Source organism: Candidatus Tisiphia endosymbiont of Myopa tessellatipennis, assembly GCF_964031105.1.
In the GTDB taxonomy this organism is placed as follows: Bacteria; Pseudomonadota; Alphaproteobacteria; order Rickettsiales; family Rickettsiaceae; genus Tisiphia.
In genome coordinates, this window is sequence record NZ_OZ035005.1 from 709302 (window position 1) to 730894 (window position 21593).

13 protein-coding genes are annotated in these 21593 nt (G+C 34.2%); 6 read left to right on the forward strand and 7 right to left on the reverse strand.

What is annotated here, in order from left to right:
- Window positions 1–13 precede the first annotated feature (13 nt).
- From AAHN03_RS03590 to yidC, 7 genes are all read right to left on the reverse strand, one after another.
- Window positions 14–2359, reverse strand: a complete 2346-nt coding sequence (locus tag AAHN03_RS03590) for a type IV secretion system protein (RefSeq protein ID WP_342279127.1) — start codon at window positions 2357–2359, stop codon at window positions 14–16.
- The gene (locus AAHN03_RS03595; protein ID WP_342279128.1) at window positions 2346–5303 is read right to left on the reverse strand and encodes a type IV secretion system protein; all 2958 of its coding nucleotides are present in this window, start codon (window positions 5301–5303) and stop codon (window positions 2346–2348) included. Before AAHN03_RS03595 ends, AAHN03_RS03590 begins: the two co-directional genes overlap by 14 nt.
- A gap of 7 nt (window positions 5304–5310) precedes the next feature.
- Window positions 5311–7725 carry a VirB4 family type IV secretion/conjugal transfer ATPase gene (locus tag AAHN03_RS03600; protein ID WP_341762164.1) on the reverse strand — a complete coding sequence of 805 codons (2415 nt, stop codon included), beginning with the start codon at window positions 7723–7725 and terminating at the stop codon, window positions 5311–5313.
- Window positions 7726–7757: 32 nt separating this feature from the next.
- Window positions 7758–8045, reverse strand: a complete 288-nt coding sequence (locus tag AAHN03_RS03605; RefSeq protein ID WP_341753466.1) for a VirB3 family type IV secretion system protein — start codon at window positions 8043–8045, stop codon at window positions 7758–7760.
- A 246-nt stretch (window positions 8046–8291) separates the two neighbouring features.
- The gene (locus AAHN03_RS03610) at window positions 8292–9218 is read right to left on the reverse strand and encodes an acetylglutamate kinase (RefSeq protein ID WP_342279129.1); all 927 of its coding nucleotides are present in this window, start codon (window positions 9216–9218) and stop codon (window positions 8292–8294) included.
- The gene (gene yihA / locus AAHN03_RS03615) at window positions 9172–9780 is read right to left on the reverse strand and encodes a ribosome biogenesis GTP-binding protein YihA/YsxC (protein WP_341761591.1); all 609 of its coding nucleotides are present in this window, start codon (window positions 9778–9780) and stop codon (window positions 9172–9174) included. Before yihA ends, AAHN03_RS03610 begins: the two co-directional genes overlap by 47 nt.
- A complete protein-coding gene (gene yidC / locus AAHN03_RS03620; RefSeq protein ID WP_342279130.1) occupies window positions 9770–11458 on the reverse strand; it encodes a membrane protein insertase YidC in 1689 nt (562 codons plus the stop codon). The genes yihA and yidC overlap by 11 nt, the downstream gene beginning before the upstream one ends.
- A gap of 719 nt (window positions 11459–12177) precedes the next feature.
- On the opposite strand from yidC, the gene AAHN03_RS03625 reads away from it, so the two are divergent.
- The 6 genes from AAHN03_RS03625 to AAHN03_RS03650 all read left to right on the forward strand — a co-directional run bounded on the left by AAHN03_RS03625 (window position 12178) and on the right by AAHN03_RS03650 (window position 21589).
- On the forward strand, window positions 12178–13107 hold the full coding sequence (locus AAHN03_RS03625; protein ID WP_341747908.1) for an AEC family transporter: 930 nt from the start codon (window positions 12178–12180) through the stop codon (window positions 13105–13107).
- A 294-nt stretch (window positions 13108–13401) separates the two neighbouring features.
- Window positions 13402–15681: an NADP-dependent malic enzyme gene (locus tag AAHN03_RS03630; protein ID WP_342279131.1), complete on the forward strand. Its 2280-nt coding sequence runs from the start codon at window positions 13402–13404 to the stop codon at window positions 15679–15681.
- Between the two features lie 61 nt (window positions 15682–15742).
- A complete protein-coding gene (locus AAHN03_RS03635; RefSeq protein ID WP_341762705.1) occupies window positions 15743–15919 on the forward strand; it encodes an HIG1 domain-containing protein in 177 nt (58 codons plus the stop codon).
- A 316-nt stretch (window positions 15920–16235) separates the two neighbouring features.
- Window positions 16236–18218, forward strand: coding sequence for a DNA topoisomerase IV subunit B (parE, locus tag AAHN03_RS03640; RefSeq protein ID WP_342279132.1), 1983 nt, complete (start codon window positions 16236–16238; stop codon window positions 18216–18218).
- Between the two features lie 42 nt (window positions 18219–18260).
- Window positions 18261–19640 carry a S41 family peptidase gene (locus tag AAHN03_RS03645; protein ID WP_342279133.1) on the forward strand — a complete coding sequence of 460 codons (1380 nt, stop codon included), beginning with the start codon at window positions 18261–18263 and terminating at the stop codon, window positions 19638–19640.
- Window positions 19641–20098: 458 nt separating this feature from the next.
- Window positions 20099–21589, forward strand: coding sequence for a sensor histidine kinase (locus tag AAHN03_RS03650; protein WP_342279134.1), 1491 nt, complete (start codon window positions 20099–20101; stop codon window positions 21587–21589).
- Window positions 21590–21593: the final 4 nt, after the last annotated feature.

Below are 21593 nucleotides of genomic sequence, written 5' to 3' on the forward strand. Positions count from 1 at the left end.
AATAATATCCAAGTTAACCACCGCCACCACCTCCAGAACTCATACCACCTTCACTACCGCCACCACTAGAACCTGCCATACCTTCAGCTTTGCCACCACTATCACCCCCACCTGAATCTTTTGCTTCTTCTCCTCCTTTCCTTGGTTTTTCTAAAGGATTTTTCTGCGGTGGTTTTCCACCGGAGCTTTTTGCAGCATCGGCAATAAACTCTGCCCCTTTTTTAACCATATCAACTATCTTAGTAGGACTAGCTGTTACAGAATCCATGATAGGACCACCAGTAAGCTCGGCAGCAAACTGACCAATTGATTTTGAAAAATAATAAAAAATAATTGAGAAGACTAATACATAAAGTAACTCTACCATGAGTGATACGACATCTATAACAATTGATTTAATTGGAAAAAGAATTAAAAGATGCTTCTCCCAACCTTCCCCTGAATAATATCGTAATAATTTATATCCAGCACTATTTTTACAATCCTCAGTATTAGTATTTGGTAATCTAAACTCAAAAGTACTAAACTGAGCATCACTGCTATACGTATAGTCATGCCTCATAAACTCACAATTCTTGTATATTGCCGAATCATACATAGTAAGTAATAAGGCAATAAAACCAGCTACCACTGCAGGCTGCACTGCACAAGATATACAAATTTTTAGCCATGTATCAAAATACGCTTTGGTTCTAGTAAATAAAGCCATAGGAATAAATATAGGAGAAATATAGGTCATGACATATATGGTAACTAGACATACTAAATAGTGTGTTATAAAATATAAAATTATTGAAACAAATATTACGGAAAATATTATTCCAGATGCTACTATTATTATTTGTCCAGATAAGAATAAACCAAACATTACAGTAAAAAATCTGAATCCTCCCACTTTTCTCAATGCATCCGGAGCTTCATTTCCAGGTTTTTTAAAGTTTACAGCAGTACCTTTAGTTCCACCCGGCACATCATTAGGAATACCGTTTAAAACGGATTCTGTGTTGTAATATAGCCCCATACCCAAATAATAACCTATCCTGCAATCAACAGCATCCCAAAGTGCATAAAACTTATACCCATCTTTATATTTACTAGTATCGTATTCACATAATCCTCGAGAGCCACCAGCATTAAAAACTATTTGGGCAAATTGTGGAGTAAGCTCCGTAAGTAATGGTAAACCATACTGCAGCATACCATTTTCGGTAGTTTCCTTTCCACCCTTAAAATACGCTGGTCCAAGACCTGTAGCAAAATAAGTGACAACTATTAGCTTCATAACAAAAGATGCTATTTTATCTAAATTACCATATTCTTTGTTTAAAATCATATTAACAGCAAAAAACATAACATATAATATTAACGCCGCCCTAATAGATATTTTCAAAGATTCTTGGAAGGTTGAGAAAGGATTAAGGGCAGTCAAACTAATCTGATCATTTTTTGGATCACAGCTACTATAACGAAAAAAAACTTTATCAAGAGTTTCCTTTACACAATCTACAGCTAAGCCAGAAAAATTAAGTAATGACTGACTCCTTGTAGTACCCATATAACAAGTTTTACCTATATTCCGGCATTGTTCGTCTGGTGGTGCTACCGGAGCTGGTGTGGTAGTATTTTTACAAGCTAGTGGAAGTTGTCCTTTTGAGGTAGACATGACTAGGCACAATCTTTTATCGACAATTTTTACTGTTAAAATAATATCTTTTAATAAAGTATTTCCACCTAAATCAGGATTATTATCAGTGCTTAACTCACTAAGACGCTTAGAATCATTTAAATTAAGAGTAATAACTTTACATTCTAGAGGACTACCATCTTTATTTTTGAGACAGAATTTAAATTGTGGGTCAGTTGCATCACACCCATTAGGAGTACCGGTTATATCAATACTATATAGAAGATGCCCGTAAGCTGTGTTTTGTCTTAGATAATCATCTACTGCAAATGTAGCTGATGGACACGGATCTCCAAAACCAGCAAAAACTTTGCTTGAAAAAAGTACCAAACAACATTGTATAAAAATTTTTATGACTTTACCAAGTGGGCAAGTTTTAAGTAGGTATAACAGCCCTAATGTGTTATTCCTGCTTCCTTTTATATCATTAGACCTCTTTCGAAACTCTACTTCTGCTGGCGATTTGTACGCGACGTCTGTACTCGAATCCTCACGTACATTAGAGTACGCTGCGGTTCGAGGTGAAGCGTCTCCTTCACACCCTTGCGCATAAGCGAGTTTCGAAAGAGGTCTATTCCTGTTTCCCTTAATATCATTCCCGCCTACGCTGGAATGACATCGAGGACTATTATACCTACTTAAACTTGTACAGTTGGTGACTTTATGAATTTTCATTAGAGCCATCTTTTTTTACATTAGTTCTAGCAGTTGTAGTTTTCTTAGCTGGTTTAGTTTTAAGATCGCTCTCCTTCCTAGCTTTTTCCTCACGATTTTTTATTTCTTGTTGAATGTCACCAGCCTTTCCAGCTTGCACCGTAGAATCTTCAAGTCCTCCCAAAGTTTTAGAAAGTAACTCATGGGTCTTTTGCTCTTTTGGTAATTCCTTAGCAGGACTTGCTTTCTCTACTGTCCTTCCTAATTCTTGTGTATTTGTTGTAGCTATCTGTGGTGATCTATTAACAAAATCCTCTGTTTCTACTATTTTATTAGTTGGAGGTAGAATAGGTTCGTCAATAGTCTGCAAATTAACCCTTGATTCCTTTGAAGAACCTCCTGCATCTGAAGAACTCGATTCAGATACACCAGCTGCAGTAGATTCTGCTATATGACGGGCTGGAGAGAGAGGAAGTCCACCACCACCTCCTCCTGCTGTTGATACAGTATCTCTAGATGAACCGCTAGTGTCTAAACTATCTCCTGCTGATTCACCACCAGTAGCTTCAGTATCTCCGGCTGATCCACCTCCACCACCCATATCCTTAGTAGCGCCTCCAGCACCTCTAGCTACTTTATCAGCCGCCTGCATTTTACCAGCAGCTCCAAGAGCAGCCATACCAGCTTTGTATATTGCCTGTGGATGTATGGCAACACCACTAAGAGGTACACCTTCAGTCATATCAGCTGCAAACTCTGCTAATTGGCTACTAAAGTGATACATTAAGTACAAAGTAAAACAAGCAGTAATTAAAGCTAGAGCAATATCCTTAATTTTCTCAAAAACTAATTTGGGTGATACAAAGAACATACCAGGTCCCATAATAATACCCTGCAAAAACGGGTATTCAGATAAATAATCGCTTGTACTGCCACTACCTGGTTTTTTTTTGACCATCTCGTTGAGGTTATCTTTAGCAAAATTAAAAACTGTTGACAGTGGATTATTAAGCATATAACCTAGGCTATTTTGACAGCTTTTAGCATCATCTATACCTTTACTTTCATCTTTCTTATATTGATCCCAATTAGTGTTAACATAAAATATTTTTACCTTTCTTTTTCCATCTCCCCCACTTTCTATACTATTTTGTATAGTTTTACTTGTATATTTACAGTGACCATAAAAACCGAAATCATAAACTGAAAACATCATAATCAGAAAGGTTACCACTACCATAGGTTGTAGCAAAAATGATATTAATAACTTTACCCATGATTCAAAGTAACCACGAGTATATTCAAATAAAAACATTGGCACAAAAAGAGGAGCTAAAACACCTAATATTACTATAGATATCATGCACATCACTGTAGCATTCACCATAAACGCTCCAACAGAAATCACTAATAAAGGATAGGACAGTGCTAGAGATACTAGAGTCATGTTACCTGAAATAATAGCAGGAATCAGTAAATATACATAAGGTGGGGCTGAGAAACTAAAAAAGTCAAAACTCTTGAAATCATGATTTTTATATTGATTTTCTACCAGTAAGGTTGATAGGATATCTAATCCTAAATAATGGCTTACATGACAGTCTAATGAATCCCATAATGCCATATAAGAAAGATTTTTATCGTAATCTTTAGCATCAAATTTACACAACTCTGATGGAGAAGCATTCATAACCCAACCAGCAAGTGTATCTATTCCTCCTAATAATAAAGGAAAAGCCCATTGCACCATACCATCTAGTCGATTATAGTCAGAATTACTACTAGGAGTAATGTTTATACCTACAGAGAAATAGGTCACAAACAACATCTTTAATACAAAATTAATTATTTCATTTTTAGGAGGAACATCACTAGAAAGTATAATTTTAAAACCAAAGAAAATTACATATATAGTCAATAAAGCGGTAACAGTTCGGTGCATATTACGTTGAAATTGAAATAATATGCTACTTTCTCTTTTGCTTGAATTAATTACTTTATTAATATCATCAAATGTACAAACATCTTTACTAACCAGTAATCTTGCTGTCATTTCTTTAATACATTCTATTAATGGTGAAGAGATAACAATGGCTGTTTTAGAATTATTATAAGCTCTTTGGTAACAACTAGAAGATGATAAACCACAATCAACTATTGCCATTGGGTCAGTAGCGGTATTAGTATCTTTCTGAGTTCCACCATCAAGACTCATAAAAGTCGCATAAATCGATTCAGGGTAAGGTTCTCTAATATACTTACAGCCAACTGGTACCCAATCTGCTAATATACTAGGCGCAGCCACACACATGGTATCTTTTATTTTTACTACTTTAAATATAATAGCTGGTATAGGTATAGGTGATATGACCAAGTCTATCATTGCATCTTTGTAACCATCTTCTTTGTCCTTATAAATAGTATGAAATGATGCTTTATTGCTCTTCCATGCGTCCATAATATCTTTCCACGGATCAGAACCGGTTAATACGGCTTTGGCAATAGCAAGAGCAGAAAGGGCTATCGCCTTCACTCTAACAGCTGCTAGCTTAACATTATTACAAAGTGCAAAGGTTAATTTAGGGGTCTTTGGATCAATTTTATTATTTCTTGCACATTGTCCTCCAGGGTAATCTCCATCAAATAATTCATGGTCATTTATTTTAAGACGTAGCATGGTATTTGCATATAATCCTGGCGAGATTATATTAGAAACAGCAAAGGTAAAAAATGATGCCGGTATACAAGTGTGAGAAAATTCCGTACGTAATAAATCACCGATACCTTGAGTTTCACAGGTCAAATTTGAGAGAATATCAATTATAGTATCTAAAGTATCTTTTTGTTTTGGTTCTTCTGCATAACTATTATGGATAATAGTAAAATTTAGTAGACTGCATAGCACTACTATTCTAGCAAATATTTTTGCTCCACTAAGTAAATTTTTTATAAAATTATAATGCATAAATTAACTAAAGTGATTTTACTTCCTCATAAAATATCGGTAACCATTTTTCAGGATCATTACCATATTTCTCTCTAATCCGATCTAACAATAACACTGTTTCAACCCGACCAGAAAGAACATTGATAATATCAGTCATACCATCTAAACTTATTTTTGCAACAACTGCATCTACCCCCTGTTTTATTAAGAAATAACGCGATGTTGGATCTGTAGTTTTTATCAAAATATATTCACGTTGACTAAGCATAAAAGCACTACGGTAAATATCAGTTGCCTTAAGGTTTGGTAAGAATATTTGTGTTGCAGTTTGTTGGATCAAGGTATCACTAATCCTGCTTTTAGCTGCATCTTCAACACTTTGGGTAGCAAAAATTACAAAAGTATTTAACTTACGCAAAACCTTTAGCCAGTCTTTAATTTTGGGAGCAAATACTGGATTATCAATCAAAGCCCACGCTTCATCAAGAACTATCATAGTTCTTTGACCATCTAAAGAAATACTAATTCTATGGAAAATATATAGTAGCACAGGAGCAAGACTAACTGGATCTTTTAACAGTTCAGTCATATCAAAGCCAAATACTCGAGCTTGCTGCAAATCAATATTATCTGCCTCATTATCAAATATTCTAGCATGAGAGCCTTTACCAACCCACATAGCAATCCTGCCTGCTAAGCTATTAGGACCATCTATGCCCAAAAATGCTACAACATTTTTTAATCTTCTATCTTTTTTCTCTAGCTTAAAATTACCACTTACTGCTTGTGATAAAATCTTATTATCTTCTGATGATAACTGCTCTCCATTAGAAGTAACTAATACTTTAAGCCATTCTAATATAAATGTTCTATTCTCCCCAGTATCATCAAGCTGTAAAGGATTAAAGTTACATTCTCCTCCTGGATCAATTGTAGTATAAATCCCATTAAGTGATCTAATAAATATTTCAGCACCGTGGTCTTTATCAAAGAAAAACATTCTAGGTTTAAATTTTTGTGCTTGTGCACATAAAAAATTCATTAATACTGTTTTACCAGCACCAGTTGGGCCAATGATCAGAGTATGCCCAACATCTCTAACATGAAAACTGAAATAAAAAGGTGTTCCCGAGGTAGTATCGAGTACAGTTACATATTCTCCCCAGTGATTATTAAAAACCTTACCTAATGGATAATTGTGCATAGATGCAAAACTAGCCATGTTTAAAGTATTTATAGTCGAACCCCTTACTATATAATCCATATTTCCAGGAAGCTGCCCCCAATAACTTGGTTCCATATTAATTCTTTCTCTAACAGGTTGAATTCCAGAATTGGAGAGTTCAACAGAAGCCATAGATAGGGTATCCTCAAGGGATTTTAAATTACTATCAGAGCATAGAAGCGAAAAATGATGTTCTCCAAAACCAATATCACCACTGGTAGCCATATCAAGTGCTCGAGAGATTTCAGCAATTTGTGATACAGCTTTATCCCCTGCTTGAATCATTCTATTTTGTTGTAGTTGCATTTTGCCAATCGCCACTGTCCTATTAGCAAAAACAAAACTTTGGGTCATTACAAACTCAAAAGGCATTTGTAAAAATCCGTCAAAAATTCCAGCTGATGTAGATGGTCCATACTCTAGAATACTTAATATACCGGCGTATCTTCTACCCTTTGGACCACGTGCTTCTATAGATCTAGAACCAAAAAACAATCTATGGGTTGGAAGATATTGGTCTATTGAATTTCTTGGAACGGCCATTTGCATTGAAGATCCACAATTTACCAAAGTACCCAAGAATTCCATAATATCACAACAATAGCCACTATTTGACTTGCGTACGCCAAGTAACCTCGCCGAATAACTATGGAATGTATTAACTACCCTTGAGGACATTTCTCGCAAACTATCCTGCATATCTCGCATGTCATTTTCCCAAGCTGATTTATCAGACTTTTGCATCAGCTTTTTAATGAAATATTCGATTATAGCAACTCCAGCTTTATCTGGTCTATAAAGAATACTAACATATAATTCATTAAAAAACGACCTAGAACCTGCATGTTTCTTACGCCATTCATTTGATAAATAAGTTGTGAAATCATTAGGTACTCTTATGGTAGGGTCAGAGGTATATTCAAACCCATCAAAAACCACTGGTTTACGTCTCCTGATCGTGTGGAAATACATCACAATATTGCCTGATGACATATTTTTAAGTAACGAATTCCTGATATTTTTTTTAATATCTAAATCTTCATCATCGGCTGTTTCAAAGGAAAAACCACCTATTTTTACTACTTGTAATAATTCATTATTTTTAGTTAAAATAGTATTACTATCCCAATGGCATTTATAAGGAATAAAATGAGAAGTAGGTTTTTCTTTCCTAGATCTCGACTCTTTGGCTGTTTTTGTTACAGATAGTTTTATCATTTTGTCATTTTATACTTTGCTCATAAAACCTAGATACCGTATGAATTCGCTCCATAGAATGATTTATTAGGACACTGACTACATCTAGAAGATTTATTTAAAAGCAATTCTATAAATCTTGGTTCTTTAAAACATATTACATACCCTATCATATGAATCACAAAAGCAACAAGCAAATTCATGATACTATTACTTTGAATAAATAATGACATAGATATAATCATATTAAGTGCTGCAAATTTTATACTCACACCAAATATCATTGCGGGTCTTGTTAAACCAACAAATAAAGGGTCTGATACTAAACTGCCTGACATAAATTACCTCTCTTTAACTCTAATTAACCCACCTTACGTATAATCCCCATGGCAATTTAAAAATTGCAGAAAAGTACAAGACGTCATTGCGAGACCACGTAGTGGTCGTGGCAATCCACATTTATTGGATTGCTTCGTCGCCACCAAAGTGGCTCCTCGCAATGACGTTTAAGCTAGGAGCATATATCTTGCTGATTTTGTATGTATCGCCTATCTAAGGTAACATATATTACTGCCCACATCTTTTTATATAATTGGCAACTCACTTTCTTTACTTGTAAACATACTTAACAATATAGACTCAGGGAAAGCCGAATTGAGAAAATGTACATAATTGTTACTGTTTTGAATAGTACTTAAAGCTGCTTCAAGCAAGCTAACTTTTTCAGGATCAACAGTATTATTCAGCATCTCTTTCAATACATTAACATCTCGTATTCGTATATACTTCTCTCCGGCAAATTCTACCCCATCACATAATAATACTAAATGATCTGCATCTAATGAGGAAGCAATTATCGAGGTCGTCAGATTTACATCCAGCAGATGAGTATTGCCTTTTTCATCACTAGCTACTGGTGTTATAACAGGAATAATATTGCTATCTTCAAAATTTATTAAAATCTCAGGGTTTATTGTAACTGGTTCACTGACAAATCCAATATCTATTACAGCTTGATTACTGTCTCTCCTATATGATAATTTTGATTTCTTAGCTTGAATAAGATTAGCATCTTTGCAGGAAATACCAATAGCATAACAACCTAAACTACAGAGCTTTGAAACTATACGCTTATTAATATAGCCAGACAGAACCATTTCCATAATCTGCGAGCTCTTATAATCGGCTACCTTAATATTATTGATAAATTTTTCATCACAGCCAAACAGTTTTAGCGTATCATTTACCAAATTAGTATGATCATGAACTATAAAGATTTTAATGCCACAACTGTCAAGTAACTGTATTACCTCTGCAAAATTCGTTAACAATTTGTCATCATCAATAATTAATGACGGTAGCTTAAATACCATGACTTGATCTCTAACTTCACTACTACGTCTTATTATGTCTTTAATTAGGCTAGTATCTTTGACACGGGCAAAACCTTTACCTTCCTTTTCTTTATAATTTAATGCATTTTGCCAAATTAAACTGCAATTCTTTTGCACCTTCTTTACTCCTGCTACTTGTATAAATTACATTACAGGAGTAGCCTAAAGTTGCAAGAAAATTCTGTGTTATCGTCGTTAGGTTTTCTCTATGTGTTATCTTATCTGACTTTGTGAAAACAATTTGAAAATCTTTATTGCAAGAAAGTAACAATTTAGCAATTTCCATATCATTTTGCTTCACTCCTCTTCTAGCATCAATCAATAAATTTACTAATTTGAGGTTTAAACTCGTTCTGAGATAATATGCTATTAAGGTTTCCCACTGCTGCCTGATGTATATTGGCACTTCTGCAAAGCCATATCCAGGAAGATCAACTAACATAAGTTTATCGGCAAGGGAGAAAAAATTTATTTGCCTAGTACGACCAGGAGTATTAGACACCCTAGCAAGACTTGAATTATTGCATATACTATTAATCAAACTTGACTTGCCAACATTTGATTTGCCAACAAATGCAATTTCTGGCAAAAACATGCTAGGAAACTGACTTATTTTTGCCACACCAGCTATGAATTTTACTTCTTGACGGAAAAGTTTTGTAACCTTATCAACCGACATTATTGTCTAACTTATTGATGTAATATTGCTGAATTATTGATAAAATATTACTCCAAGACCAATAAATCACTACTCCAGCTGGAAAACTACTACACATTACTAAAAAAACCAGTGGCATAAATTTCATTACTTGAGCTTGAACTGGATCAGCTGGCTCTGGGTTCATCCTTTGCTGTAAGAACGCAGTCAGAGCCATGAGAATAGGCCATACACCAATCATCAGGAAGCTTGGACAAGTAAATGGCAGTAATCCAAACAAGTTGAAAATTGTTGTTGGATCCGGAGCAGATAAATCTTTTATCCAACCAAAAAATGGTGCTTGACGCATCTCAATAGTTACATTTAACACTTTATAAATCGAGAAAAATACTGGGATTTGTACAATAAGGGGGAGACAACCAGTTATGGGGTTAACCTTTTCCCTTTTATACAATGCCATAACTTCTTGGTTAAGCCTCATTTTATCATCAGCATATAAAGCCCTAATTCTCTCGACTTCAGGCTGAAGATTTTTGGTCTTTTTCATCGAACGATATGATTTATTAGCTAGAGTAAACATTAGCAGTTTTATGATAACAGTTACGATCAAGATACTAATACCGAAGTTACCAACATAGTGATAAAAAAAGTTCATAACGTTAAAGAGTGGTTTAGTGATTATATAAAACCAACCAAAGTCAATTGCACGGTCAAATAGCGTAATATTATATTGCTTTTCGTATTTATCTAATAAATCAACTTTCTTTGCTCCGGCAAATAATTTTTGTGATATAGTAAATTTGTTTCCTACTTCTATGGTTTGAGTTGGTGAGATGAAGTCAACCTGATATTTTTCAATACCGTTTTTTATTACACAATTGAAATTAGAACTATACTTACTAATTTTATCCGGAATTAAGGAAGCTAGCCAATATTTATCTGTTATGCCAATCCAATCAACAACACCTTGCGGAAATTTTTCAGTCTTTTTATCTTTTAAGTCATCAAAGGAATGTTCTTTAAGCCTACCATCAATAGCACCAATTGGTCCTTGATGCAGGATATTAGCCACTTTCTCTTTGCCAGTATATTTACGGTTAATTAGTCCATAATACTGCACTGATATTGGCTGCTTACTATCATTCACCGTAGTCTGATCTATGGTGAACAAGTAATTACTATCCATGCTAATAGTAACCAAGAATTTAACCCCATCTTTGTTGATCCATGATAAATTCACAGGTTTTGTAGGAGTAAGCTCATCACTATCAGCTTGCCAAAGAGTTTCACTGTTAGGAAGAATAGCACTACCAGTTTTATCAAACCAACCTATTTCTGCAAAATAGGCTTCTTCTGACTGAGAATGAGCAAATAATACAACAGGCTTACTGTCTTCTGATAGATCTTGCTTATACTTCAATAAAACCAAATCATCAAACCTTAACCCTTTTAAAGCAATCGATCCGGAAAGTAATTCTGAGTTTATCTGAATTCTCTTGGTAGCAACAAAGGATTCAGCTTCTTTAGATGCTTCTACTTGAACATTCTTTTTCTTTAACTCTTGAACTTGCTTATTATATATTTTATTTTGCTGTTCTAATTTTTGTAATCTTGGTTTATCGTAAAAATATTGCCATCCAAAAATAATACCAAGGGACAAGATAATGGCAGCTGCCAAGTTAACTATGTTATGATTCATCACGGTCTAAAAATAATTTAAGTTTACTAGAATATATACTACTCGTAAATGAAGAGTTGATAGACGATAGAATCAAAATCATGATAGTAGCAGGAGTCGAAGGGTCGATGGTCGGAGCGTACATTTAGTACTGGCTACCTACGAACCCTGAAGACGACAACGCAATTCTTGATTTTCTATTCTAGAGTATATCAGAATATTTGATTCCACTAAGTATTTTATATATAATTAAATTTAGGTACATACAATAAAAATAGCTCCCTCATCTTAGAACCTTCATTAGACTTCCCTATGAGTTCTATAAGATTTAAGCAAAATAATCAAGAAATTTGATGTATACTCAAATCAGGATAAGTATACGTCTTGATTTGCAATCAAACTCTGATATTATGCGAAGTAAAATTTTAATCGTAACACGCGATAATCAAGTTTTTTAGAATTATTAAAAAATACGTCATTGCGAGAAGCCGCTGAAGGCGGCGACGCGGCAATCCAGGATACGCGAAGCGTTACTCTAAAAAAACAGCTTCGCTGTTTACCTAGATCGCCACGGCATCTAAAGAGCCTTGCTATGACGGTTAAGGAAAAACTTGATTATCGAGTAACACACGAATTCGGGATAAGAATTAGCTAATTCTTATCCTGAATTGGGGTATAACATATATTTACAGCCAATTGCTAATTGTCTAGCAATTGGTAATTGGGATAATTGTAAACTGATGAACGAAATCTTCTCTAGTACATTACCTGTTTTGTTGATTCCCTTGTTTGGTAGTATTATCAAAAGGAAATGGTTGACTTCTGAAGAATTTTGGCGAGGATTAGAGAAATTATCATATTTTTTTCTTTTCCCTATTATGCTTTTTAATAATATATCTGCAGCCGATTTAAATGCATCGTCTATAATAAAACTGGTATTTGCATTAATCATCTCCACCTCTATTATTTCTTTGGCTTTAATTATTTATCAGAAGAAAACCAATTTTGACAAGGTTCAGTTTACTTCAACTTTTCAAGGTGCAATACGTTTTAATAGTTATATCTTTTTTGGTGTTAGTAGTCCTCTTTTGGGTCAGGAGGGACTTGCTATAGTATCTGTGATTTCATCCTATATGATCATTTTTACTAATATCATATCAGTAATGATTTTTGCACGTTATATCCCTGATAGTTCAGTAGCTAAGTCGCCTAAAGCTAGCTTTATATTGATACTTAAATTGATAGTACAAAATCCCTTGATTATAGCTAGTATAATTGGATTTCTTTTTAATTATTCTGGTTTAGAATTACATCTTGGTATAAAAAAAACCTTATCTAGCCTGTCCAACTCTGCTTTAGCTATAGGTATGCTAAATGTTGGGGCAAGTCTCAAATTTTTTATGCGTGGTGCTATTTTACAAAATGTATTGCTTACTAGTTTTGTTAAGTTAGTGGCTTTTCCTGTTGTCACAATAATTGTGTTGTCACTAATGTCAATAACTGGTACTGCTAAATCAGTTGGTGTCCTGTATAGCTGCCTGCCGTGTGCTAGCACGGCTTATGTTTTATCACGTCAGCTTGGTGGTGATCCGGAATCTATGGCATCAATTATTACGTTCACAACACTTTTTTCAATAGTATCATTGTCAGTTCTTATGTGGATGATATAACTAATAAACTCAATTTCGGATTAATGAAATTAATCCGAAATTGGAATGAGAATGTAAACAATTAGGCTTAAAGCGGCTATCACGCCTGATTGTTAAATATTTCATTTGCTAATAATCTTATTTTTATATCAATAAAAATAAGATTATTAGCGATAATAGATTAAAATGCATTCGTACCAGCCGCTTCAAGAATGCATTTTTCTGATATTCTAGCCATTTTTGGATTAAAATTTTTAATTTTAATCCAAAAATGAGGTTAATAAACACTTGCAGTAATTAAGAAGGAATAACATCATGGGTGAAATGAATAAAATAAATTATCTCAAAGCCTTAGAATATCATCAAAAAGGTAAGCCAGGCAAAATTGCTATTGCGGCAACTAAGCCTTTGGATACTGCACATGACTTGGCTTTGGCTTATTCGCCAGGGGTAGCAGCTCCGTGTCTTGAAATTGCGAAAAATATAGATGATATTTATAAATATACTGCTAGAGGCAACTTAGTTGCTGTAATAACTAACGGTACGGCAGTTCTTGGTCTTGGTAGTATAGGGGCAGCTGCGTCGAAACCCGTAATGGAAGGAAAAGCCGTTTTATTCAAGAACTTTGCTGATATTGATTCTATTGATCTTGAAATAGATACGACTGACCCTGATGAGTTTGTTAATGCAGTAAAATATCTTAATTACAGTTTTGGAGGTATTAATTTAGAAGATATTAAATCTCCTGAATGTTTTATAATTGAAGAAAAATTAAAAAGCTGTATGCAGATACCGGTTTTTCATGATGATCAGCATGGTACGGCTATTATTGCTGCTGCAGGTTTAATTAATGCAGCTTATCTTACCAATCGTTCACTTGATAGTCTAAAAATTGTCATAAGTGGTGCAGGGGCAGCGGCAATTGCTTGCATTGAATTACTAATTGCTCTTAGTGTGGACAAAAAAAATGTTATACTATGTGATAAAATTGGGGTAGTTTACCAAGGTCGGCAAGAAGGCATGAACAAATGGAAAGAATTATATGCAGTCGAGACCGATCTCAGGACTCTGAGTGATGCTATGAAGTCAGCCGATGTATTCCTTGGTTTATCCGTTAAAGGAACAGTATCGAAAGAAATGGTAGCTAGCATGGCTGCAAATCCTATCATTTTTGCCATGGCTAATCCAGACCCAGAGATTACTCCGGAGGATATACAGCTAGTTAGAAGCGATGCGATTATTGCTACCGGACGCTCTGATTATAATAATCAGATTAATAATGTTATGGGATTTCCATATATTTTCCGTGGAGCTTTAGATGTTAGAGCTACTACTATTAATCAGGAAATGAAAATAGCTGCAGCAACTTCTTTAGCTGAATTAGCAAGACAAGCTGTTCCGAATGAAGTTTATAAAGCATATCCTGGTAAAAAAATGGTTTTTGGTTCAGATTACATAATTCCTGTACCATTTGATCCAAGATTAATTACCACTGTTCCAGTAGCGGTAGCTAAAGCTGCTATAGATAGCGGGGTTGCTAAAATTACCGAATTTGATGTTAAGAATTATGCAAAGGAGCTGGAAAGTAGGTTAAATCCTACCTCTCATTACATGAATCTATTATTTGAGAGAATTCAACAGTCAACACCTCAAAGAATAGTTTTTGCTGAAGGTGAGGAGGAAGAGGTAATCATAGCTGCTATGAGCATGCGGGATGCTTCGCATGCTCATCCTATCCTAGTTGGTAGATATGATAAAATATCTGCTGTTTTAAATAGAATAGGTATGAATTATGATTTAGATGGTATTACCATAATGAATGCTGCTATTAACCAAAATCTTGATAAATATATAGATACTCTTTATAGCCGGTTACAGCGTAAAGGTTACTTATACCGTGACTGTGCTAGACTAGTTAAAAGTGATAGAAATATATTCTCGGCTATCATGGTAGTTTGTGGCGATGCTGATTGTATGGTTACTGGTGTTACAAAGAGCTATTATAGTAGCTTAGAGGATATTATGAAGGTAATGGAAGCCAAAGAAAATAACAGAATTTTAGGCTATTCCATTCTGATTGCCAAGGAGCATAATATAATTATTGCTGATAATAGTGTGGCTGAACTGCCAAATGAGCAGGACATTGTAGAAATAACCTTGCAGACTGCTAATATAGCAAAAAATATGGGAATGACGCCAAAGGTTGCACTACTTTCTTTCTCAACTTTTGGTAATCCAATGAGGGAAAAGGCAAATAGAGTACGGGAAGCTGTTAGAATTTTAGATAGTATGAGTCTAGATTTTGAATATGATGGTGAAATGTCAGCTAATGTTGCTCTGAACCCTAATCGTAATTCATATAAGTTTTGTAGGCTATCAGGTTCTGCTAATGTATTAATTATGCCCGGTCTACATTCGGCTGCAATATCAACACAACTGCTGCAAGAATTAGCTGGAGGTGTTTTTATAGGACCAATAATTAATGGTTTTGAATATCCGGTACAAATAGTACAAATGGGATCATCGGCAAGTGAGATAACAAAAATTGCCACATTTGCCTGTATAGATGCAATAAATCTCTTGAACGAAAGATAATTAATTTTCGGATTTTATATTATTTGTTAATAGGTTATAATAACTCTTTCGAGGAATTTTAATGATATATACATTAATTGCTTTAAGCTTGACTACATTAGTCTTAGTGATAGGGATTGTATCTATGGCTATTGGTGGAAAATTTGATAAAAGATTTAGCTCAAAATTAATGTCGCTACGGGTTATATTTCAGGCAGTTGCTGTATGTTTGCTTGCTTTCCTCTATCTTTCAAAATAGTATATATACTCGATGAAAATCAAGAATTGCGTTGTCGTCTTCAGGGCACAACTGTTGAAAGTTAAAAAATCGTCATCGCGAAGTGCTGTTGTAAGGCTTAAACCGTCATTGCGAGCGAACGTACGTGAGCATGGCAATCCATAAAGCTTGTCATATAGATTGCTTCGTCGACCTACGGTCTCCTCGCAATGACGCTGTGGTATAGGTATTTGTAAACTTTCAACAGTTGTGCCTTTGACACGACGACCTTAATTCTTGAAGTTCTACCTGAGTATACTCGAATGATTTGGAAAAACTTGTAAGTTAATACCATAATATGTCTGATCTATTTAGTTTTAATGATAAAAAGCCTAAAATTAATAATTCATATACTGCAAAAGATATCGAAGTATTAGAAGGGCTTGAACCCGTACGCAAGCGTCCTGGTATGTATATTGGCGGAACAGACGAAAATGCTATGCATCATCTTGTTTCGGAAGTACTGGATAATGCTATGGATGAAGCTGTTGCTGGTTTTGCTAACATTATAACCATAGAAATGCATGTGGATAACAGTATCACTATTTCTGATAATGGTAGAGGAATTCCTGTCGATAATCACCCCAAATTTCCTGAAAAATCTGCTTTGGAGGTGATTCTAACTCAGCTCCACTCGGGAGGTAAATTTGCGAATAATGTATACCAAACAGCAGGTGGATTACACGGAGTTGGTATTTCTGTTGTTAATGCTTTATCAGACTATTTAGAAGTTAAAGTGTACAAGCAGGGTAAATTATTCAAGCAATCTTATTCTAAAGGGCATAAATTGAATGATTTAGAAAGTGAAGATGTTGCAAAAAAATTAAAGGGAACATCTATAAATTTTCATCCTGACCTAGAGATTTTTGGTGAAAAATCATGTTTTTCTCCTAAAAAAATATACGAATTAGCTAAATCAAAAGCCTATTTGTACAGGGGAGTAACGATAGAGTGGCAATGTGAGATTGAGACTAAAAGTGATGTACCGACAACAGCTCTGATCCATTTTCCAAATGGTTTGAAGGATTATTTAATATCAAAAATAAATCATGACGATTTAGTTAGTGGAGAGATTTTTTGTGGTAATATTGACTGGGACCAAGATCACGTAAAAGTGGAATGGGCAATTGCGTGGCATAAAAATGAATACCAACCCTTCATACAATCATATTGTAACACTATTCCCACCCCCCTTGGCGGAACTCATGAACAAGGTTTGCGTAATGCATTACTTCGCGGCTTAAAAATATACGGCGAAATGATAGGTAATAAAAAAACAACTATACTTACTATTGAAGATATTCTTGAGACTTCTTCTATTGTTCTCTCTATATTTATCCAAGATCCAATATTTCAAGGACAAACAAAAGAAAAATTGGTTTCACTAGGGGTTAATAAAATAGTAGAAAACATTATTAAGGATCATTTTGATCATTGGTTGAGCAGTAATAAAGTAGCCGCAAACCAATTAGTTGAGCATATAGTCAATATTGCTGAATTCCGAATAAATAAGCGTAATGAAAAAAATACCTTACGTAAAACTGCTACACAAAAATTGCGACTACCAGGTAAATTAGCCGATTGTACAAGAACGTCTCCTAATGGGACGGAGCTATTTTTGGTTGAGGGAGATTCAGCTGGAGGATCAGCTAAGCAGGCAAGAGATCGAGAAACACAAGCTATTTTGCCCCTTCGGGGCAAAATCCTAAATGTTGCCAATGCAACTCTAGAAAAGATTACTAATAATCAAGAAATTCAAGATCTAGAAGTAGCACTAGCATGCGGTAGTCTTAAAAATTACCGAGAAGAAAATTTACGTTATGAAAAAATAATAATTATGACAGATGCTGATGTTGACGGAGCTCACATCGCCTCACTGTTAATGACGTTTTTTTACCTTCGTATGCCAAAGCTAGTATCATCGGGTCATTTATATATTGCAAAACCACCACTTTATCGACTAACACAGTCTAATAAAACTTACTATGCAGTAAATGATCAACAAAAGACTGATTTAACTGCTAGATTATTAAAAAATAGTAAAGCTAAAATAGACATTGGTAGATTTAAGGGACTGGGGGAAATGATGCCAGCTCAGTTAAAAGAAACAACAATGAATCCAAAAAATAGGTCACTTTTAAAAGTTACTATAGATGATTTTGATAATATTGCTAAGATGGTAGACAATCTTATGGGCAAGAAACCAGAAAAACGTTTCCAGTTTATTTATGATCAGGCTTTAATTAAAATGGATACTATTATAAATAATCTAGATATTTAAAATTGCATCATCTACCAACTACTTATAAATTACAGGAGTACTATGTTCTTACGTTTAATTACAATATTATTATCAAGTTCTATCATTTTTTCTAATATAACATTTGCTGAAGAAGTAAAGAAGAAAGAATTACCAGATTCAGCTTATTTAAAACAATTCCAAGATATCTTTGAACGTGTTAATAGAGACTATGTCCAAGAACCTGAAAAACAAAAAATGACTGATGCAGCTATAGATGGCATGTTAACTTCGCTAGATCCTCATTCTAACTACATTACTGATGAGGATCTAGAATATTTTCTTGACCACACTAAAGGAGAATTTGGAGGTATTGGTGTTGAAGTGCAATATGACAATAGTGCTATCAAAGTCATTTCCCCTATTGATGATCTACCCGCTTATAGGGCAGGTATAAAAGCTGGAGACTATATTGTGGGGGTTAATGATGAGTTTGTATCAAATTTAGGATTTAATAAAGCGGTCAGAGAGATGCGTGGAGAACCAGGGGCAAAGGTAAAATTATTGGTAATCACGGAAGGTGAAAGTAAGCCAAAGGAAATTGAACTTACTAGAGAAATAGTTACAATTACACCAGTAAAAGCCCATTTAGAAAGAAATAATATCGCTTACGTAAGGATAGGGAGTTTTAATGAACATACTATTTCAGAATTAAAAAAATCTATAAAAACTTTAAAAAATGAAAGTAAAAATGGTCTAAAAGGTATTATCTTAGACCTACGTAATAATGGTGGTGGTCTGTTAGATCAGGCTGTTGCGGTTAGCGAATATTTTATTGATTCTGGGGTAATCGTTACTACCAAAGGCAGAAGCAAAAATAGTAACTCAGTATTGACTAGTAATAAATTTGCAGAAAAAGCACCATCTGCCCCTATTGTTGCTCTTATTAATGTTGGATCTGCTTCAGCTGCAGAAATCGTAGCTGGTGCATTGCAAGACCATAAAAGAGCAGTAATACTTGGAACAAAATCTTTTGGTAAAGGGTCCGTACAAAGCTTTGCTACAATTAGTCCTAGAGCTGCTATAAAGCTTACAACAGCTAAATATTACACTCCTAGTGGTCGTTCAATTCAAGCAGAGGGTATTGAACCTGACATAGTGGTTGAGATGGCAAAAGTTGAGTATCCTGAAACAAAATCAACAGATGTGAGATTTTCTGAATCTTCTCTAAAGAATTATCTAAAAAACGATAATAATAAAAACGATGATAAAAAAGTAGATACTACAGATAAAAATAAAGAACTTATTAAGAAAACAAATGATATTACAAAAAATACCAAACCAAAAAATACTCTAGAACAATTATCTGATCTTTATAAAAAAGATTATCAATTTGCTAGAGCTTATGATTTAATTATTGGATTAATCTTGACTAATAAAAGTAGTAATGAATTGAAAGAATAAAGGGTATACTCAGGTAGAACTTCAAGAATTGGCGTTCCCGCGACCAAAGATCGAAGCTGCTCACGTACTAATGTACGCCTAGCAGCTCGACTTTGATACTCCTAGCTCTTCTTGAAGTTATACTATCGTCTACCAACTCTTCATTTACGAGCAGTATACAATGGGTAGGGTAATTGGGCATAACTGTTGAAAGTTAAAAAATCGTCTATTAGCGAAGCGTTGTTGTAAGGCTTAAACCGTCTATTAGCGAGCGAACGTACGTGAGCGTGGCAATCCATGAAACTTGTCATATAGATTGCTTCGTCGACCTTATGGTCTCCTCGCAATGACATGCTAGATTCTTAAGTTGACGCCTATGCGAATTCGCGTGATAAGGTTACAAAGGAAATATCAGCTATTAGTTATGACTTTAATATTGTCCTGTGTCTATATGTGTAAGTAATATATGTGCAAACCTAATGATTCAAAATAAATATATTATTAGACTGTCATCCATTGGCTTATTTATAAACATTATTGTAAATATGATTTACTATCGTTACTTCATTATTGAAGAAATGATTTTAAAGCAAGTCGGAGAAACAAATATTAAAATAGCTGATGTTTATACAAAAAATGTTTGGGATAGGAATAGAACTGCTGTAGATAAGATACATGAATTTGGTTATATAAATTTATTACAAGATACAGATTTTATTAAGTTTGCAACTACTTCAGTTGATATTTTTGTTAATCTTAATGCATATATTTCTTTGTATGATCTACAAGGTAATAAAATTATAACTAGTTCGCCAATTCAAGTAACAAGTCACATGAATTTTCCTGAAGACACTCTGTATCAAAAAATTATTACCAAAATTGATAGATATTTTTTAAAAGAATTGAGTATAGAACAAGCCTTTAACAAAGCTTTTAAAGGGATAACAACTCATCTATTAATTCCTAGAGCCATGTTACATATATCAGGGGAGGTAAAGAAAGCATCTTGTATAACAAGTTATATCCCAATAATAAACCGTGATCCATTGAACTATCCTGTTGATGGTGTATTAGAGATACATACCAATATTACTAGTTTATGGTCAAGTATTATAGAGCTTGAAAGAAAAGTATTATTAACTTTTGTTATCATTTTGGTAATATTTTTAGTTATAGTTATGAGTAACACAAATTATGCACAAAAAATTATAGACCGACAATTTGAGGCTAATAAAGCATTAGAGGAAGCAGTAACTAAGGTTAGAAATGAAAGTTCTGCTCATACTAAATTTTTTGCCAATGTTAGTCATGAGCTGCGTACCCCTCTAAATGCTATTATAGGTTTTTCAGAAATTATGATGTCTACACCTTACAATAAGGAACATGATGCTTATGTAAAAGATATTCATAACGCAGGCAAGCATTTACTAGGTATAATAACCGATATATTAGACTTGTCAAAAGCATCTGCTGACAAGCTATTAGTTGATTCTGTAGAGTTAGACCTAAATAAATTAATTACTTCTACTATAAGGATAATGCAACCAAGAGCTGACCAAGCGAATGTAGCATTAATTGAAAAACTACCAAAAGATCATATTATTATAAAAGCAGATCCCAAAAGGCTTAAACAAGTATTTTTTAACCTTTTATCTAATTCTATAAAATTCACCAACGCATTAGGTTCTATAACAATTCATGCTGAAAAAAATGAATCTCAAGGACTAGTTTATGTGCAAGTTATAGATACTGGTATAGGAATTGATGAGAAAGATATTCCAAAAGTACTCTCAACATTTGGTCAAATTGATAGTGCCGTTGGCAGAAAATATCAAGGTACTGGTCTTGGTTTACCACTCACTCGAAAGTTGGTTGAACTAATGAGAGGTAAATTTGATATACAAAGTAAAATAGGCATAGGCACAACTGTAACACTAACTTTTGCTTATGATAGTAGTATAGAACAATAACTAC

Excerpts from the sequence above, each read along its gene's own strand:
- yihA (WP_341761591.1), bottom strand. The coding sequence starts at position 9,780 with ATGTCGGTTGATAAGGTTACAAAACTTTTCCGTCAAGAAGTAAAATTC.
- AAHN03_RS03605 (WP_341753466.1), bottom strand. The coding sequence starts at position 8,045 with ATGTCAGGCAGTTTAGTATCAGACCCTTTATTTGTTGGTTTAACAAGA.
- AAHN03_RS03625 (WP_341747908.1), top strand. The coding sequence starts at position 12,178 with ATGAACGAAATCTTCTCTAGTACATTACCTGTTTTGTTGATTCCCTTG.
- AAHN03_RS03645 (WP_342279133.1), top strand. The coding sequence starts at position 18,261 with ATGTTCTTACGTTTAATTACAATATTATTATCAAGTTCTATCATTTTT.
- parE (WP_342279132.1), top strand. The coding sequence starts at position 16,236 with ATGTCTGATCTATTTAGTTTTAATGATAAAAAGCCTAAAATTAATAAT.
- AAHN03_RS03590 (WP_342279127.1), bottom strand. The coding sequence starts at position 2,359 with ATGAAAATTCATAAAGTCACCAACTGTACAAGTTTAAGTAGGTATAAT.
- yidC (WP_342279130.1), bottom strand. The coding sequence starts at position 11,458 with ATGAATCATAACATAGTTAACTTGGCAGCTGCCATTATCTTGTCCCTT.
- AAHN03_RS03635 (WP_341762705.1), top strand. The coding sequence starts at position 15,743 with ATGATATATACATTAATTGCTTTAAGCTTGACTACATTAGTCTTAGTG.
- AAHN03_RS03650 (WP_342279134.1), top strand. The coding sequence starts at position 20,099 with ATGATTCAAAATAAATATATTATTAGACTGTCATCCATTGGCTTATTT.
- AAHN03_RS03630 (WP_342279131.1), top strand. The coding sequence starts at position 13,402 with ATGGGTGAAATGAATAAAATAAATTATCTCAAAGCCTTAGAATATCAT.
- AAHN03_RS03595 (WP_342279128.1), bottom strand. The coding sequence starts at position 5,303 with ATGCATTATAATTTTATAAAAAATTTACTTAGTGGAGCAAAAATATTT.